We start from the raw sequence: 17,238 nt of genomic DNA on the forward strand, positions 1-17,238 counted from the left end.
GTCAAGGCTTGATCAGGGCTCTTCCGATGAAGCCATCGCGCCTGCGTGCCCATTTCGTCTCGCACCTGCAGCGGCGCCGCGCCGCCCGGCACTTCCTGCGCCATTTCAGCTTCGAGCTGTTCCGCCACGCGCCGGTCAGCAAGACGGTGCCGCCGGATCTGGCGCGCACCCTCACCGCCGCCGCCACCGAAGCGCCGGATCAGCTGCTCGCCCGCCTGCACAGCCACCCGGACGGGCTGGACGCCCAGCAGGCGGCCCGCATCCGCCGGCGCACCGGCGAGAACGTGGTCCTCCACGAGAAGCCCCTGCCCGCCTGGCTGCACCTGTGGCATTGCTACGTCGATCCCTTCAACCTGCTGCTGTCGGTGCTCGCCGCCGCGTCGTGGTATTCGGGCGACCTGAAGGCGACCACCGTGATCGGCTGCATGGTGGTGCTGTCCACGCTGATCCGCTTCATCCAGGAGCGCCGCTCCAGCCGCGCCGCCGACGCCCTGAAGGCGATGGTGAGCAGCACGGCCACGGTGCTGCGACGGCAGACCGACAACCCCGCCGCCCCGGTCGAGACGCGCCACGTGGAGGTGGAAGGGCGTAACGTGCGCTGCGTCGAGATCGCCCCCCGCGATCTCGTGCCCGGCGACATCGTGGTGCTGTCGGCGGGGGATCTGGTGCCTGCCGACCTGCGCCTGCTGTCGGCCCGGGATCTCTTCGTGGGCCAGGGCGCGATGACCGGCGAGGCCCTGCCGGTCGAGAAGTTCGACACCCAGCGCCGCGCCACCGCCACCAGCCCGCTGGAGATGGACAGCCTCGCCTTCATGGGCACCACCGTGCTCAGCGGCTCGGCCACCGGCGTGGTGCTCGCCACCGGCGCGCAGACTTATTTCGGCACCCTGGCCGACCGGGTCGCCGCTGTCGAGCAGACCCCCACCGCCTTCCAGGCCGGCGTGAACAAGGTGAGCTGGCTGCTGATCCGCTTCATGGCGGTGATGACGCCCATCGTCTTCGTCACCAACGGCCTCACCAAGGGCGACTGGCTCGAGGCAGGACTGTTTGCCATGTCGGTGGCCATCGGTCTCACGCCGGAGATGCTGCCGATGGTGGTCACCTCCACCCTCGCCAAGGGCGCGGTGCTGCTTTCGCGGCGCAAGGTCATCGTCAAGCGGCTCGATGCGATCCAGAACTTCGGGGCGATGGACGTGCTGTGCACCGACAAGACCGGCACCCTCACCCAGGACCACATCGTCCTGCAGCGCCACACCGACATCGACGGCCGGAAATCCGTCGAGGTGCTGCAATACGCCTGGCTCAACAGCCACTACCAGACCGGCCTCAAGAACCTCCTCGACGTGGCCGTGCTGGCCGGGAGCGACGAACTGGGCAAGCTCGATCCGGCGCGGGATTTCCGCAAGGTGGATGAGATCCCCTTCGACTTCCAGCGCCGGCGCATGTCGGTGGTGGTGGCCCGGCAGGATGGCAGCGACCCGCAGCACCTGCTGATCTGCAAGGGCGCCATCGAGGAGATGCTGGCGGCCTGCAGCGCGGTGCGCCGCGGCGATGCCACCGAGCCCCTGACGCCCGAGCTGCTCGCCCACATCCGCGCGCAGACCGACACCCTCAACGCCGACGGCCTGCGCGTGGTGGGCGTGGCAACCAAGCCCCTGCCGCCGGGCCAGGATCGCTGCAGCGTGGCCGACGAGGCCGGCCTCACCCTCGCCGGCTACGTGGCCTTCCTCGACCCGCCCAAGGACAGCGCCGCACCCGCGCTGGCCAGCCTGCGCGCCAACGGCATCACCGCCAAGGTGCTCACCGGCGACAACGCGCTCGTCACCGCGCGGGTGTGCCGGGAGGTCGGGCTCGATGTCGCCGGCACCCTGCTGGGCAGTAAGGTGGCCGGGATGGACGACGCCACGCTGCGCCGGGCGGTGGAATCCACCACCGTCTTCGCCAAGCTGTCGCCCCTCGACAAGGAGCGCGTGGTGCGGGCGCTGCGGGCCAACGGCCATGTGGTGGGCTTTCTCGGCGATGGCATCAACGACGCGCCGGCGCTGCACGCGGCGGACATCGGCATCTCGGTGGATACCGCCGCCGACATCGCCAAGGAGACCGCCGACATCATCCTGCTCGAGAAGAGCCTGATGGTGCTGGCCGACGGCGTGCGCGAAGGCCGCAAGACCTTCGCCAACATGCTCAAGTACATCCGGATGACGGCCAGCTCCAACTTCGGCAACGTGTTCTCGGTGCTGGTGGCGAGCGTCTTCCTGCCCTTCCTGCCGATGCTGCCGATGCACCTTCTGCTGCAGAACCTGCTCTACGACATCTCCCAGACCGGCATCCCCTTCGACAACGTGGATGAGGAATCCCTGCGCACGCCCCAGCACTGGAACGTGGAAGGGCTGGGCCGCTTCATGCTGTGCTTCGGGCCGATCAGCTCGATCTTCGATCTGCTCACCTTCGGGCTGATGTGGTTCGTCTTCCACGCCACCACCCCGGCGGCCCAGACGCTGTTCCAGTCCGGCTGGTTCGTCGAAGGCCTGCTCTCCCAGACGCTGGTGGTGCACATGATCCGCACCCGCAAGCTGCCCTTTGTGGAGAGCCGCCCTGCCCTGCCCCTGGCGGCGATGACGGCATTCACGGTGCTCACCGGCATCGCCATCGTGATGGGGCCGCTGGCGCCCTACTTCAAGCTCGCGCCCCTGCCCGGCAGCTACTTCGGCTGGCTGGCGGCGATCCTGCTGGGCTACGCGGGGCTGATCCAGGCCATGAAGGCCTGGTATGGCCGGCGCTTCGGCTGGTGAGCCCGCTCAGGCCGCGCGGGCCTTGCGCCGGGCGTACCACCGCATGATGGGCTGCACCGAGATGCCGTGGACCAGGATGGACGCCGCCACGGTGAGCAGCGTCATCGAGATCAGCTCATCCGCCAGCGGGCCGGAAACCCCGCTGCGCAGCGCAAACATCAGATAGAACACCGAGCCGATGCCGCGGATGCCGAACCAGCCGAGCATGGCCCGCTGGTGCCCCGGCAGGCGGCGCCGATACGTCACCACCAGCACGGCCAGCGGGCGCAGCACGACGAACAGCAGCGGGATGAACCACGCCTGCGACAGGCGGAACCCCGCGTAGGGCAGCATCGCGCCGATGATCAGCACGATGGCCAGCTCGGCGAGCTTCTCAAGCTGCTGGTTGAAGACCTCCACCGCGTGGCTCATGGCGGCGCTGGCGTGGTGGGAATGGGTCTCCCGCTCCTCGTGCGCGGCGGCCTGGGGCGCCGCGTCCAGCGACACCGACCCCGGCAGCGGATCCTCCCGCACCCGATGCAGGGCCAGCCCGGCCGAGAACACCGCCAGAAAACCCGACGCCAGGCACAGCTGGGCAACCCCGTAGGAGATGGCGATCAGCCCGAGGCACAAGAACTCGTCCAGCCCCACGGCGCTGTGGTGGCGGGTGCGCAGGTAGATCACCAGCTTGCCGATCAGTGCCCCGAGGATCGCCCCGATCAGCAGCCCGCCAGCCGTCGTCCACAGCAGATCGACCAGCAACCAGCGCCAACCCCCTTCGCCCAGCTCGTGCCGGTTCATCAGCCCGAGGCCCAGCAGCACGAAGGGAAAGGCCGCCCCATCGTTGAGCGCGCCCTCCCCGGCCAGGCTGAAGCGCACCCGGTCGGGCCGCGAGCCGGGCTCCGACTGCACACCCGAGGCCAGCACCGGATCGGTCGGCGCCAGGATGCCACCCAGCAGCACCGCCTCGCCCGGCGACAGGCCCAGCCCCCACACGCCCACCACTGCAATCAGCGCAACGGTGAGCGCCATCGCCGGAAACGCCAGCACGCAGGGCAGCACCCAGCGCCGGTCGAACATCGGCACACCCAGCTTGAGGCCAACGGCAAACAGGGAAATCAGCACCGCGATCTCGGCCATCAGGCCCAGCGCGTCGGCGTAGCGGGTGGGGTCGGGCTCGACCAGCCCCAGGCCGCCGGGCCCGAGCAGGTAACCCATGCCCAGATAGATCATCGCGCTGCTGAGGGGCAGCCGCTGGAGCAGCGTGCCCGCCAGCACCATGCTGATGAGAAGGACGCCGAGCAGCAGCGACCAGTGGTAGACAGTCATGAGAAGACACCACGGAACACGCGCGCGTGTCTCACGCGGAGTCTCGCGCAAGCGTGGTCGACCATCATGCGCCCAAGCGGGCTGCACCGTGCGCCCTTGCGTCGCCCGGCCGGCCGAAACGAGGCGCAAAAAAAGCCAGGCGGGGCCTGGCTTCGTTCGATGGGGCGATGCGGATGTTCAGCCGCGTCCGGCGAGCCGCTTGAGGAAATCCGAAAAGCCGCTCATCTCGGCCTCGAACTCCAGCGCGTGGATGCGCTCGCCGTCCAGGAAGCGCGGCAGGTAGGAGACATCGCGCCCCGTCGCGGTGTCGATCAGGCCCGGAAGGCAGGTGGTGGCGGATCTGACGCCAATCTCCTGCAGCGCAGCGTGGGCGTTGTGGTCGTAATCGCCGCTGGGGTAGCAGTAATGGCGCGGCTCCGGCAGGCCCTGGCCGCGGATCACGCTCGCGCAGGCGGCGAGGTCGTCCTTCAGGCGCTGGGGCACGCCCACCGGGTAAAGATGGACGTGGCCGTGGAGCTCGATGGCGCAGCCGAGGCCCGGGATCCGGGCGAGCTCGTCGGGGGTCACGTAGTCGAAGCGGCGCGAGGCCAGATCCAGCTCGGCGTCGCTCACGCCCACCGCCGCGGCAAAGCGTTCGACGAATGCCCGGTTGGCGACGGGATCGGCGATGGCTTCGAGCTGCTCGACCAGCGCCTCCACCAGCCGGCGGGTGGCCGGCCGATCGGCTAGCACGTGATGGCCATCGATGCCGGGCCCGAAGCCGGACAGGTCGATCTCGGACTTGCCGGATTTCCAGAGGATGTAGTTGAGTACCACCGGCGGGATCGGATTGCCCCGCTCGAAATACTGGGTGCACAGGTAAAGGGTGGAGGGCACGCCGTGGCGGGCGAGCACCGGCAGCAGCGCCTGATAGGTGGAATACCAGCCGTCGTCGAAGGTCAGCACCACCGGCAGCGCCGGGCGGGCCTGGGGCGTGGCAAGGCCATCCACCGCCGCATCCAGCGGCACCACGGTGAAGCCCTTGTCCTTCAGCCAGCGCACACGGGCGTCCAGGTGTTCGGCCGAGCAGAACAGCAGCGGGTTGAACTGGCGCTCGTCACCGATGTTGCCCCCGTGGTAGCACAGGATGCGCAGCTTCGAGCGGGTGAGGCGACGGGAAAGACCGAACAGGCCCAGCGCACGCGCGAGCCACAGAACAGAGAGTTTGAGCGTCTTTTTCATGCGGATCGATTGACCATCACGCCAGCCTGCGCCAGCGACTGCGCACTGTAGCAGAGTCTCGCCGACGGCCGGGTGCGCAAGGGCACGCCGCCATGCAGATCAGGTGTGAAAAGGTGAACATCCGGCGTTCGATCGGCCGAATGGCACTGCCCGGCATGGGCCAGGACGGGAACGGAGCGGGGAGGAAGAAAAGTGCGACCGCCGGAAGAGGGATGCTGCCTGGAGGCCTCCCCGGCGGTCAGCGCAAACCCGATACGGGTATGGAGGAGTCATTGCCTTAACGACGGATGAATCCGATTTCTTTAGCTGTCTGAAATAAAAATTTTCGTGTCATGATCAACCAGCCCGGCGCTCCCCGCAGGCTGGCAGCCCGACGAGCCTTGGCGTAGAGTTGGAAGAATGAAAGGACAAAGATTCCTGCGCCGCTTCGGCTATGCCCGTAGCGGCATCGCCGTGGCCTTCCGGCGCGAGCGCAGCATGCGCACTCACGGCGCGGCCGTGGTGGCGGTGGTCATCTTCCTCACCCTCACTGGCGCCCCGGCCGTGTGGTGGGCGCTGATCGGGCTGGCCGTCGGGCTGGTGCTGGTGGCCGAGATGGCCAACACCGCCATCGAAACCCTGGCCGACCGCCTCCACCCCGGCCAGCACCCTGAGATCGGCGTGGTCAAGGATGTGGCCGCCGGCGCGGTGCTGGTGGCCACCATCGTGGCGATCGTGGTCGGCGTGGCCTATCTGCTGCGCTAGGCGCTAGAGCGTCTTGAGGTATTCGACCAGCGCCTCCTTGTCGGCGCGGCCAAGGGTTGTGCCGAACTCATGGCCCTGGTTGCCGCTGCCCCGCTGGGTGGTGTCCATCCGCGTGCCGACCTGCTTCGCCCCTTCACCTTCGGTCACGAAGCCCACCTTCACCGGATCAAATACGTCGTAGCCCCGCCAGAAGGCCTTGGGGCGGTCGGCGGCCGGCTCCAGCAGATCGCGCAGGGTCGGCACCGAGCCGTTGTGCAGATAGGGGCCGCGCAGCCAGATGCCGTCGAGGAAGGGGATCTTGTAGCCGGGCAGGTCTTCCTCCACCAGCCCGCGCCGGTCGATGCCCATGCCGGCGACGATGCGATTCGCCTTGATGGCGGCGTCCTTGTTCCAGGTATCGAGACGCCCCTTGTCGGTGCCCACCTCGGCCAGCGGCAGCCGCGTGCCGGTGCGCGGGCTGGCGTGGCAGGCGGCGCAGTGGGCGTCGAACACCGGCTTGCCGGCGGCGGCCCGGGCGGCGTCGATGGGGAAGGGATACTTCGGCGGCGGCAGGTTCGAGAGGTAGTCCTGCAGCCACTTCACCTGAGCCAGGAAATCCGCCTTGTTGGCCGGCGCCGCGCCGAGCACGCCGAGGGCCGAATCGACCATCACCGAGTGCACGTCGTGGGTGTCGCCGGCGTAATTGGGGAGCTGGCCGGTCTCGGCGTGGTACTTGCCGAGGTTCCACACCGCCGGGATGTCCGCCGGACCAAAGGCATCGTCCATGGGCGCACGGATCATGAAGTAGCGGGTGAGGTTCATCCCGTCGTCCCGGCCGCGCCCCCAGTCCGGAAAATCGCTGCGGTAGATCCACGCGAACTGGGCCTCGCGTTCCAGCAGGCGCTTCTTGGTGATCGGGATGATCACGAAGCGGTAGAGCAGCCGGTCGATGATGTCCAGGTCGGTCACCCGGTCGATCTCGGCCATCAGGATGTCGGCGTTGAAGCGCGGGTCGCGGGCACAGTCGATCAGCAGGCGGAAGAAGTTTTCGATATTCACCGTATGGCCCGGCCCGCCCACCACAAAAACGGGGTTGGAATCCGGGCTGGTGCGGTAGCTGGTGGTGTGGCAGGCCGCGCAGTTGTTGGCGACGCGGGCAAAGCCGATGGTCTTGCGGGTGAAGCCCACGGGCAGCTCCTGGCCCTGCTCCCAGGCCACGCCCAGGGCCGCATAGCCACCGGGGGCGACCTTGCCGTCCTGGCGGAACTTCTCGGGAAACACCCGGGGCAGCACGTAGAAGATCCAGTAGGGCACGCCGGCGTCGTGCTCGGCGCCGATCGACCCGTACTTGAAGCGGCTCTCGGCGGATTCAAACACCCAGGCGGGCTGCGGCTCCTCGCGGAAGCCCCGGCTCCAGCCCAGGTAGATGCCCGCGACCACCAGCAAGACCAGGGCCAGCAGCCCGGCACTCAGGGCGGCGCGGCGGATTTCCAGGGTTCGGGAATTCATGGTGTGCTCCCGCTCAGAAGGTTTTGAGGAATTCGACGAGGGCGGCCTTGTCGTCGGCCGGGAGTTCGGTGCCGTAGGCCCGGCCCTCGTGGCCGCCGTTGCCGTTGCCCGGCTGGGTGGTGTCGAAGCGGAAGAAGGGCTTGCCGCCGGCCTCGGGCAGGTTCGACACGAAGCCCACCTTCACCGGGTCGAACACGTCGTTGCCGCGCCAGAACACCGCCGGGCGCCGGACCGCGGGCTCCAGCAGGTCGCGCAGACTGGGCACCGAGCCGTTGTGCAGATAGGGCGCGCGCAGCCAGATGCCGTCGAGCGGCATGTTGGCGTAGCCGTGGGTCTTGCGGAACTGGGTGAAGCGCCACGGGTAGTCGGCGTAGAGCGTGGCCTGATTCACTGCCAGGGTGTAGGTGTAGGAATCCAGCCGGCGACGGTCGGTGCCGATCTGCGCCAGCGGCGTGACCCGCCCCACCTGATCGCCGCTGAAATCCCGCCCGGAGGCGCCGTGGCATTCGGCGCAATATTCCTTGTAGATGGGCGCGCCGCGCGCGGCCAGCGCCGCGTCGACCGGAAACAAGCGCGTGAAGGGCGGCGGCTCGGCCTCGAGGATCCACTCTTCCACCCGCCGGATGCGATGTACGTCGAGGGTCGGCGGTGTGGTGCCGGTGCCGAAGGCGGCGCTCTTGTTGCGCTCGGTCATGTCGGTGTTGTTGCCGTCCCAGTGCAGCTCCATCGGCCGGGGTTCGCGGCGCGGGCGCTGCAGCCAGATCGACGGGAAATCCGCCGGGGCGTCGAATTCCTCGGGCGGCAGGTGATCCATCGGAAAGTTGAAGATCACCTTGGCCGAGTTGAAGGTATCGACCCGCCCCGGCCCCCAGGGCTGCTGGCGATACACCCAGTCGAAGCGCCCCTTCAGGGCCAGCACCCGGTCGCGCATGATGCCGATGGCGAGCGGATACACCACGTAGCGGTCGAGCAGGTCGAGATCAGCCCCCTGACGCTGGATTTCCGGGATCAGGTATTCCTTCGAGAACTTCGGGTCGGCCGCGCAGTTGAAGAAGAAGGTCTCGAAGCCCTGCATGTTGAAGAGCGCCGCCGGCATGCCCGCCACCAGCAGCGGCGGCTGGCCGGGCGCGGTACGCACGGTGCTGGTGTGGCACACCGCGCAATTCACGAAGACCCGGTCCACGCCCTGGTAGCGACGCTTCGAGGTGCCCACCGGCAGATCCTTCAGGCTGCCGTCGGGGTTCGTCTCGTAGAGCATCCCCAGCGACGCGTAGCCCTTGCCGGGCAGCAGGTGGCCGCACACTTCGGGCAGCGCCCGCCAGATCCAGTACGGAAAACCCATCTCGTGCTCGCCGCCGGTGGAGCCGTACTTGAAGTGCTCCACCGGGTCGGCGTAATCCACCGGCGAATCGCCGCCGAAGCGCCCGACGAGCCACAGGACGACGGTGGCCGGCAGCACCACGGTGAGCGCAAAGAGGATGAGGAAACGGCGTTTCCAGCGGTGGGTGGGCGGCACGGCGCGGTGGGGCATGATGGCCTCCGTTCTCTCTCAGTGCGCCCCGGTGGCAAGGCAGGGGCGCAGGGATTCGTAACCGCCCGCCAGCAGGGCGTCGGGGTCGGGCTCGCGGCCGGTCTCGAGCCGCAGCATGGTGGCGACCACGGCCTCCATCTCCGCCCGCTCGGGGCTTGTCGCCCAGGCGGCCGGATGGATGCCGAAGGCGGGCAGCATGGATTCGGGCGGCATCGGCGTCTTCTCCCGCGCGGCGGGCAGACGCCGGGCCATCGTCAGCCGCACCAGGATGCGTGGCGCGCACTGGCGGAGGCGCGCCTCCAGTTCGTCCCGCGGGCCTTGCAGGAAGTTGGGCGGAAACTGCTCGGCGCTCAGGTGGCAGGCGGCGCACCAGGCGTGGAAGGCCGCCAGCGGCCTGGGCTGCGGCGTGCCCATGGGCGCATCCCGGGGCGGCGTGTCGGGGGTTTCGAGGCGGGGCGTGGGCGGCACGCCTTGCGGTGGTTTGGGCGGGGCCTCACCCAGCATCTTGAGCAAGGCCGTGACCAACGCCGCGCCGGGGATCGGCCTGTCCGCCAGCAGGGCGGCGCCCTCCGGGCTGGCAGCGAGAGCGTCCATCGCGCTGGCGAGTGCCCGGCTGTCGGTGCGCAGGCGCAGCTGCAGCGGGCCGGCGCCGGCCTTCAGCGCGCGGGCGTCGACGCGCTCCAGCCAGTCGCCCCCGGCCAGGCGCGCGGCCTCACCAAGGGCGAAGGCCGGCTGGGGCGGCTCGCCGGCGAGGGACAGGCGACTGATCCGCCCATCCGCCAGATCCAGCGTGGTGCCGCCCGGCCCACGGCAACGGGAGGCCCGGGAGGCCGGCTGCGGCACGCAGTCCAGCGCCAGCACCCCGCGCGGCAGGCTACCTGCCCGACGCGCAAGCGCAGCCTCAACGCGCGGCCACTGGCCGTCGGCGACGAACTCGGCAACGCCGGCCACGGCCTCGGCCAGCGCTTCCGGCGCATCGGCCCGCCACCACGCGTCCGGCGGGCGCGGCGCGAGGGGCTCGAAGCGGGCCGGCACATGGGACAGCGCCAGCTGCGCCGGCAGCGCGTCGGGCCAGCAGGTGACGCCCTGGAGCGGATTGCGGTTGGGCAGGTCGGAGCGCCCGATGGCCAGCCCGTCCGGCCACAACTGGTTTGCGCGGCTGCGCAGGGGGCGGGCAACGGCTTCGTCGAAGGCGGCGTCCGGGCGCCCAGCCCGGCCACCCGCCAGGCGCAGGCGGACGGCGGCCGCAAACAGCCCGGCCCGGCAGGCTGTGCCGGGGTCGCCCGGCCCGCAGCCCTCGCGCCACAGGCGCTGGGAGAGGGCGAACAGGTTGGCGCGCCGCACACCCTTGTCGATGGCGTAGGGCAGATCGACACCGCGCCCGGTCGGAATGCCGTAGAAGCGCCGCCCCACGGCGTCGAGCCGCGCGGCGATGGCCGGGTTGGCGTTGGTCTCGTCCCACAGGGCGCGGGAGAAGATCGGCGCGCCGTTCTGGTGGCAGGCGAAGCAGATGTTGCGGTTGGCGTAGAAGACCCGCGGCTGGCCGCCGGCCCGGTAATCCTTGACCAGCTGGAACTCGAAGCGGCCCGCGGCCTCGTTGTAGCTGATGACTTCCAGCACTGCCGATTTCTCGGCGTAGCCGATGTAGAGCCGGTCCTTGAGGAGCGGCGCGCCCGGCGCCGGAGGCGCATCGACGGCCAGCACGACGCGGGGAAAGCGGAAGTAATCCGGCGCCGCTGCGGTGCGCTGCAGGGAGCGGCCGAGGGGGATCAGCACCGGCTTGACCGGCGGCAGCGTGCTCGCCCCGTCGCGGGCCAGCAGCGGGTCGAGTCGGGCGAGGAGCGTGTCGAGGGGAAAGGGCACCATGTGGCCACCACGGCCGTCGGCAAAAAGTTGGTCGAACAGCGACACGCCCACCGGCGGCATGTGTGGCCCCGGCGCGGCCGGATCGACGACCCAGGCGCGCATCGGTGCGGGCTCAGCCGCCACCGTCAGCGGCGCCCGGACGATGACGAACGCGGCCAGCAGCATCGACTGCAAGGCCCGGCGGATCGTCACGGCGCGCCACCCGGGTTGCGCCGGCCGGGGTCAGCCTGCCGAGGCCAGCAGCTTGCGTTGCTGGGTGCCGGGCCAGCAGTCCTCCTGGGCCTGGCCGGTCTTGATGAAGGCTTCCCGCCCCTGCTCGTCCATCGCCTTGTTGTAGAGCGTGAAGTTGAGGGCGAAGCCCTTGTCGAGATAGGCGCGGCCCAGGTAGAGGCCCGGGCGGATCATGCGGATCTCGTCGCGCACCCGCAGGCCACGGCGCCCGGCGAGGAAATCGGGGTATTCCTGATAGCCGGAGATCTCGTCGGTGAAGAAGTAGTCGATGATGATCGACTCGCGCCGGGCGTCGAGCAGGCTTTGCCCGCAGTAGAGCTTGGCCGGGAAGAGCAGCCAGGTTTCCTTGCCATTGAAGTTCATCTTCTGGGGCTCGCCCCTCACCAGTTCGAGCCTCTTGAGGACGGACAGATCCTCGATGCGGTTGCGCAGCACCCGCTCGTCCCGGTAGAAGACCTTGCCCCGCCACAGGGTCTCGCCCACCTCCTCCAGCACCAGGCCCTTGAGCTGCAGCGCGGTGCCGGCAAAGCCACCGACGAGCTCGGCCAGCCGCAGCTTGCCGCTGCCGCCCTTGGGCAGCAGGATGCGGCCGTCGAAGGCACCGTCGGGGATCGGCCCGGCGGTCAGGCGGGCGTAGATCTGGTCGAGCTGCTCCTGATCGAGGGTTGCCAGGTAATCCGGGGTGATCCTGGCGATCTCGGCGGTGGGGATCGGGAAGGCGTGATCCACCTGGGCCAGGTCGGGCTTGGAGGCGTAGCTCTTGTCGTAGGGCGCGAAGGGGATGTTGGGCTGGGCGGTCTTCTCGGGCCCGCAGGCGGCGAGGCCTGCCGCGGCACACAGCGCGACGACGGCTTGGAGTGCTTTCATGGCGGCTCTCCCTACAGGGTGGCGAGGAAGGCGGTGACGGCCTTCTTGTCGGCCTCGGACAGATCCTCGCCGAAGCGGTGACCCTCGTTTTCCACCAGCTGGTCGCAACTCTGGTAGTTGGCGGCGATGAAGTCGTGGTGCTGGCGCAGGACGTCGACAAAGCGCGAGGGGTTCTTCAGCACCTCGTCGGCAATCGCCTGCAGGGTCGGCACCAGGGCCTTCTTGCCGGCGGCCTCGAGCCGGGCCGGGTCGCGCTTGGCGAGGAAGAGATCGCCGACCAGCTGCTTGTGCTGCAGGCCGTTGAGATAACCGGCGCTGGTGCCCATCGGGATCTTCACCTGCCCGAAGCCATGCAGCGGCTTTTCGACCTTGCCCTCCAGCGGACGGATGCCCATGTCGATGAGCAGGTCGGCGTTGGTCAAAGTGATCTTGCGGCCGCGGGACGTGGGGTGAAGGAGTTCGGCCATCGAGCGCTTGTAGAGCTCGAAGCGGCCTTCGACGCTCGGGTCGTAACGCACGCAGTCGGGCTGGCTGGCCAGCAGGGCGTTGTTCTCGCCGGCGTAGCGGGCGCGGTGGAAGTCGTTCTCCTTGTTGGCCGGCTTGCCGCACACCTCGGGGCCGATGGCGTTGTTGTGCATGAAGGGCGCGGTGGCCCACACGTTCACCAGCGACACGTTGCGGTAGTAGCCGCGGCCGCCGTTCTTCATGGCGTCCGCCTCGGGGATGTCGGCCACCACCGGGCGGGCGCGCAGGGTCTCGTTGCCGTATTCCATGTAGAGGTGGCCGGCCATGTGGTTGGAGTGCAGCGCGCGGCAGCGGAAGGTGCCAACTTCGGTGACCGGCGTGGCCTGGTCGTTGCCGAGGAAATCGGCCCTCACCTTGCGCGGGTGGGCGTCGCTGGGCGCGGCAAAGTCGCGGCTCTTGAAGGGGCCGCCTTCGGCTTCGGGGATGCTCGAATGGCAGCGCGCGCAGTTCTCGGCAAACACTTCCTGACCGCGGGCCACCGCGCCCTTGCCGAATTCCTTGTCCAGATCGGCGATCAGCTCGGCGCGCCCATAGCTGCCGGCAGCGCCCTTGGCCTTGCGGGCGTTGGCGCGGGCGACGTACAGGTCGGTCTCATCGGATTCGGCCGAGGCGAAGAAGTCGAGGAGGTTCTGCAGGCGATCCTCCACCGCCCGGAAGTTCGGGCAATCGCGCCGGCACTGGCCGACGTTGAACGGGGTCTGACCGAAGCCACGTTGCTCCGGGTCCACCTGGCGCATGTCGGTAAAGTGATTGACCCAGCACTGCTCGGAGCAAGAGCCGATGTTGAAATACACCCGCTGGATCGCCTCGTGGGCGCCGGTGGAATCCTCGCCGCCCTTCAGGATGTGGTGGATGCCCGGCAGATTGACCTTGGTGCCGCCCAGAAACACCGGCGTCACGTCGTCGCTGCGGGTCGAGAACTGCCAGCACTTGCCCTGGCGGTTCGGCTCGCACCAGCACTTGGCCTCGTCCTTCTCGGCGCCGCAGTCCGCCACCTTGCGCCACTTGCTCACCGATTCACCCTTGAACACCGGGCGCTGGGCCACGTTGACGAGCGCGTTGATGGTGCCGGGGTTGTTCACCTGATCGTGGGAGATCGCCGAGGTGTCGGTCACGCCAGGGCGGGCGTGGGCGAACATCTGCCATTCCAGCGCCGACTTGGGCATGCCGGAACCCAGCAGCTCGGACATCCGGGTGTACTGGTTGCCCACCAGGCCCTTGATGTTCTCCCACTTGGGGTGGGCCGGGTCGGCCGGCGGGTTGAGGGGGTCGAAGGCGATGTGGCACGAGCCGCAGCTGGTGCCGATGAGGAAAGGCGGCTCGATGGAGCCATCGGCCAGCTTGCTCACCCGGCTGTCGGATTCGACGCCGGTACGCGCATCCAGCTTGCTGTCGAAGCCGGCCCAGCTGGCGGTGCCGCCGTTGAGGGCCTTCCACTTTTCGGGGTCGAAGCGCGGGTTGGGAAACTTGCGGATGCCCAGCGCACCGGTGGAGCTGCCGAAGCGCAGGTCGCACGCCGAGTGGCGCTGGTCGAGCTTGCCGCCCTGGCTGTGGGGGTCGTCCGCGTCGAGGGCAGCGTCCTTCAGGCCGCAGGCGGGGTCGATGTAGCCCTGCTTGCCCACGTACTTGAGGAGCACGTCGTCGCCCGGGCACCAGTCGAGGCCGAAGGTTTCGTCGGGCGTTTTGGCCGGGCAGTTGGCGTCGCCGGGCTTGCAGCAGGACGGATCGTTGATGATGCCCCAGGCCCAGAAGCGGTCGTCCCGCTGGTCGGTGCGCAGCACCCGGTACCAATCCACCAGCACGCCCACGCGCTGCTGGAAGGTGTAGGTGTGGAAGCGCTCGTTGCCGCCGGTGGCCTTGAACCAGATCAGCCGGCCCACGCACTCCGATTCGCTCAGCCCTTCGCGGGCGCAGGCTTCGACGTAAGGCTGGTTCTGATCCTGCACGCCGGTTTCGGGCGCCTGGGCGTGGGGCTGTGCGGGCTGCACCGCGGGGGTGTTCTGGGCCAGCGCCCCCGATACGCCGGAGACATCGGCCTCAGGACGGAAGGACCAGAAAGCGATTGCGGCAACGGCCAGGGCAAGCGCCGCCAGATAGGTGCGTTTCATGGTTGCATCCCCTTCCGAAGATTGCAGTCCGGCACCTATCCCCACCGCCTGGGAATCCATGTTCCGTCGGTCGGTCGCGGGGCTCTCTGTCGGGGCCGGTCATGATGGTGTTATAGCAAAGATCATGACCGTCGCAATGCAACATGCCCTAAGGTCAACCCGCCCGATGAATTTCACAGTTGATCCCACGCCGGCACCGGGCCGAGACGTTCGGCCAGGTAGTCGGCCAGCGCCCGCACCCGGGTGGGCAGGTAGCGGTTGCTCGGGAACACCGCGTTGATGCCCACCTCGGGGCCCGGGTAGTTCTGCAGGATCACCGCCAGCCGGCCCGCCTTCACCGCCGGCGCGGCAATGAAGCTCGGCTGGCGGCAAATGCCCAGCCCCCGCTCGCAGGCATCCAGCAAGGCCTCACCGTTGTTGGACTGGAGGCGGCTCTTCACCGGCACCCACACCGTCTCGTCGCCCACCCGGAAGGGCCAGCTCGACCGGGGCGTGCCGGTGTAGCCCAGGCAGTGATGCCAGCCCAGATCTTCGGGGCGCTCGGGCATGCCGTGGCGGGCGAGGTAATCCGGCGAGGCCAGGGTGAGCATCCGCGACGAACTCAGGCGCCGCGCCACCAGGGTCTGGTCGAGCTGGCCGGTGATGCGCACCGCCATGTCGATGCCGCTCTCGATGAGATTCACCTGGCGGTCGTTGTAATCCACGTCCAGCGTCACGTCGGGGTACAGATTGACGAAATCCGCCACCAGCGGCGCCAGATGCCGCACCCCGAAGCTCACCGGCACGCTGATCCGGATCGGCCCTCGGGGCGCCCGCCCGCCCCCCGACAGATCGCCCTCGGCGGCGCCCACCAGCCCGAGGATCTCGCGGCAGCGCTCCAGGTACACCTCGCCCTCGGCCGTGAGCTTGAGGCTGCGGGTGCTGCGGGCGATCAGCTTGACGCCCAGATGGGCCTCGAGCCCGGTGATCTGGCGCGTCACCATCGAGCGGGCGAGGCCCAGATGCTCGGCCACGGCGGTAAAGCTGCCCGTCTCGGCCACCCGGACGAAGACGTCCATTGCATTCAGTCGGTCCATTGTTTCAATTTCAGCAACAAAGATGTCTCGATTAAAGGCTATTTTTGAACGAATCAAAAGCCTAAAGTTCGTCTGCATCAATGCAGGCAGTCGATGAACTGCCGTCAGGAGCCCCCAGATGAGCCGACACCCTGTTCTCTTCGTTTCCCACGGCGCACCCGACGTGCTGCTCAACGCCAGCGCCACCGTGGCCGCGTGGGCGCAGCTCGGCGCCGAACTGCCCCGCCCGAAGGCGATCCTGGTGATCTCCGCCCACTGGGCCGCCCGCGAGCCGACCGTCAGCACCGTCGCCACGCCGGACACCATCCATGATTTCGGCGGTTTTCCGCCGGCGCTCTACGCGATGAACTACCCGGCCCCCGGTGCGCCGCAGCTGGCCGCCCGGGTGCGCGAACTCCTCGCCACCGCCGGCCTGCCCAACGCTCAGGTGCCCGACCGCGGCCTCGACCACGGCGCGTGGATTCCCCTCAAGGCCATGTACCCGGACGCCGACGTGCCGGTGGTGCAGTTGGCGCTCCAGCCCTTCGCCGGGCCCGACTGGCATCGCCGCATCGGCGCGGCGCTGCGCCCGCTGAGGGACGAAGGCGTGCTGATCCTCGCCTCCGGCGCGGTCACCCACAACTTCGGCTGGCTCACCTGGGGCACCAACAGCGCCCCGCTGGCCAAGTCGGTGGCCTTTGCCAACTGGGTGGGCGACGCCCTCGAACGGGACGACCGCCCGGCCCTGCTCGACTACCGCCGCCTCGCCCCCTACGGCGCCGAGGCCCACCCCAGCGAGGAGCACCTGCTGCCCCTGTTCGCCGCCCTGGGTGCCGCCAATCCCGGCGAAAAACCGCTGCGCCTGGAACCCGAAACCACCTATGGCGGTCTGGCCATGGACGCCTATCTCTGGCAGGACGCCAGCCCCGCCCCTTTCACTCCGGAACACTGACCCGAATGAACACCGCCTCCCAACGCTACTCCGGCCCCGCCATCGCCGCCCACTGGATCATCGCGCTCTTGATCCTCGCCGCCTGGCCGCTGGGCGCCTACATGCACGAACTGCCCCTGTCGCCCACCAAGCTCAAGCTCTACTCGTATCACAAGTGGATCGGCATCACCGTGCTGCTGCTCTTCGTGCCGCGCATCCTGTGGCGGATCACCCACCGCCCGCCGGCCGCGCTGCCGATGCCCGCGTGGCAGCACAAGATCGCCGAAGGCACCCATCACCTGCTCTATCTGCTGATGGTGCTGGTGCCCCTGTCGGGCTGGCTGATGAGCTCGGCCAAGGGTTTTCAGACGGTGTATTTCGGCGTGCTGCCGCTGCCCGATCTGGTGGCCAAGAGCGAGGAACTCGGCGACCTGCTGAAGGAGGTCCACGAAGCCCTCAACTTCGGCCTGCTGCTGCTTGTCGGCCTGCATGTGGCGGGCGCCCTCAAGCACCACGTCATCGACCGCGATGCCACCCTGCGCCGCATGCTGCCCTTCGGCAAATAACGAAT

12 protein-coding genes are annotated in these 17,238 nt (G+C 68.8%); 4 read left to right on the forward strand and 8 right to left on the reverse strand.

Annotated features, from left to right (window positions below; translation table 11 throughout):
• Positions 1-26 precede the first annotated feature (26 nt).
• Complete coding sequence (gene mgtA, locus GH681_RS15495; RefSeq protein ID WP_153162402.1) at positions 27-2,792, forward strand: magnesium-translocating P-type ATPase; 2,766 nt, start codon at positions 27-29, stop codon at positions 2,790-2,792.
• 6 nt (positions 2,793-2,798) lie between these two features.
• Here mgtA and GH681_RS15500 read toward each other — a convergent pair whose 3' ends face one another.
• Together GH681_RS15500 and GH681_RS15505 are read right to left on the reverse strand one after the other, a co-directional pair.
• Positions 2,799-4,100: a sodium:proton antiporter gene (locus GH681_RS15500; RefSeq protein WP_194271252.1), complete on the reverse strand. Its 1,302-nt coding sequence runs from the start codon at positions 4,098-4,100 to the stop codon at positions 2,799-2,801.
• 177 nt (positions 4,101-4,277) lie between these two features.
• On the reverse strand, positions 4,278-5,321 hold the full coding sequence (locus tag GH681_RS15505) for a polysaccharide deacetylase family protein (RefSeq protein WP_153162403.1): 1,044 nt from the start codon (positions 5,319-5,321) through the stop codon (positions 4,278-4,280).
• Positions 5,322-5,720: 399 nt separating this feature from the next.
• On the opposite strand from GH681_RS15505, the gene GH681_RS15510 reads away from it, so the two are divergent.
• Positions 5,721-6,065, forward strand: a complete 345-nt coding sequence (locus tag GH681_RS15510) for a diacylglycerol kinase (RefSeq protein ID WP_153162404.1) — start codon at positions 5,721-5,723, stop codon at positions 6,063-6,065.
• 3 nt (positions 6,066-6,068) lie between these two features.
• Here the strand turns inward: GH681_RS15510 and GH681_RS15515 are convergent, their stop codons facing one another.
• From GH681_RS15515 to GH681_RS15540, 6 genes are all read right to left on the reverse strand, one after another.
• Positions 6,069-7,553, reverse strand: coding sequence for a c-type cytochrome (locus GH681_RS15515; RefSeq protein ID WP_153162405.1), 1,485 nt, complete (start codon positions 7,551-7,553; stop codon positions 6,069-6,071).
• 13 nt (positions 7,554-7,566) lie between these two features.
• Positions 7,567-9,084 (reverse strand): cytochrome c, encoded by a 1,518-nt coding sequence (locus tag GH681_RS15520; RefSeq protein ID WP_153162406.1) that lies wholly within the window; start codon positions 9,082-9,084, stop codon positions 7,567-7,569.
• 18 nt (positions 9,085-9,102) lie between these two features.
• Positions 9,103-11,142, reverse strand: coding sequence for a hypothetical protein (locus tag GH681_RS15525; RefSeq protein ID WP_153162407.1), 2,040 nt, complete (start codon positions 11,140-11,142; stop codon positions 9,103-9,105).
• Between the two features lie 30 nt (positions 11,143-11,172).
• Positions 11,173-12,048 carry a hypothetical protein gene (locus GH681_RS15530; protein WP_153162408.1) on the reverse strand — a complete coding sequence of 292 codons (876 nt, stop codon included), beginning with the start codon at positions 12,046-12,048 and terminating at the stop codon, positions 11,173-11,175.
• A gap of 11 nt (positions 12,049-12,059) precedes the next feature.
• The gene (locus tag GH681_RS15535) at positions 12,060-14,681 is read right to left on the reverse strand and encodes a cytochrome c (RefSeq protein ID WP_153162409.1); all 2,622 of its coding nucleotides are present in this window, start codon (positions 14,679-14,681) and stop codon (positions 12,060-12,062) included.
• A gap of 173 nt (positions 14,682-14,854) precedes the next feature.
• Positions 14,855-15,739: a LysR family transcriptional regulator gene (locus GH681_RS15540; RefSeq protein WP_255425193.1), complete on the reverse strand. Its 885-nt coding sequence runs from the start codon at positions 15,737-15,739 to the stop codon at positions 14,855-14,857.
• A gap of 136 nt (positions 15,740-15,875) precedes the next feature.
• Here GH681_RS15540 and GH681_RS15545 point away from each other — a divergent pair, with 136 nt between their 5' ends.
• Positions 15,876-16,688 carry a dioxygenase gene (locus GH681_RS15545; RefSeq protein WP_153162411.1) on the forward strand — a complete coding sequence of 271 codons (813 nt, stop codon included), beginning with the start codon at positions 15,876-15,878 and terminating at the stop codon, positions 16,686-16,688.
• Positions 16,689-16,693: 5 nt separating this feature from the next.
• Positions 16,694-17,233 carry a cytochrome b gene (locus tag GH681_RS15550; protein WP_153162412.1) on the forward strand — a complete coding sequence of 180 codons (540 nt, stop codon included), beginning with the start codon at positions 16,694-16,696 and terminating at the stop codon, positions 17,231-17,233.
• The last annotated feature ends 5 nt before the right edge of the window (positions 17,234-17,238 follow it).

Origin of the sequence: Zoogloea sp. 1C4 (genome assembly GCF_009469605.1) — a bacterium.
Classification (GTDB): Bacteria; Pseudomonadota; Gammaproteobacteria; order Burkholderiales; family Rhodocyclaceae; genus Zoogloea; species Zoogloea oryzae.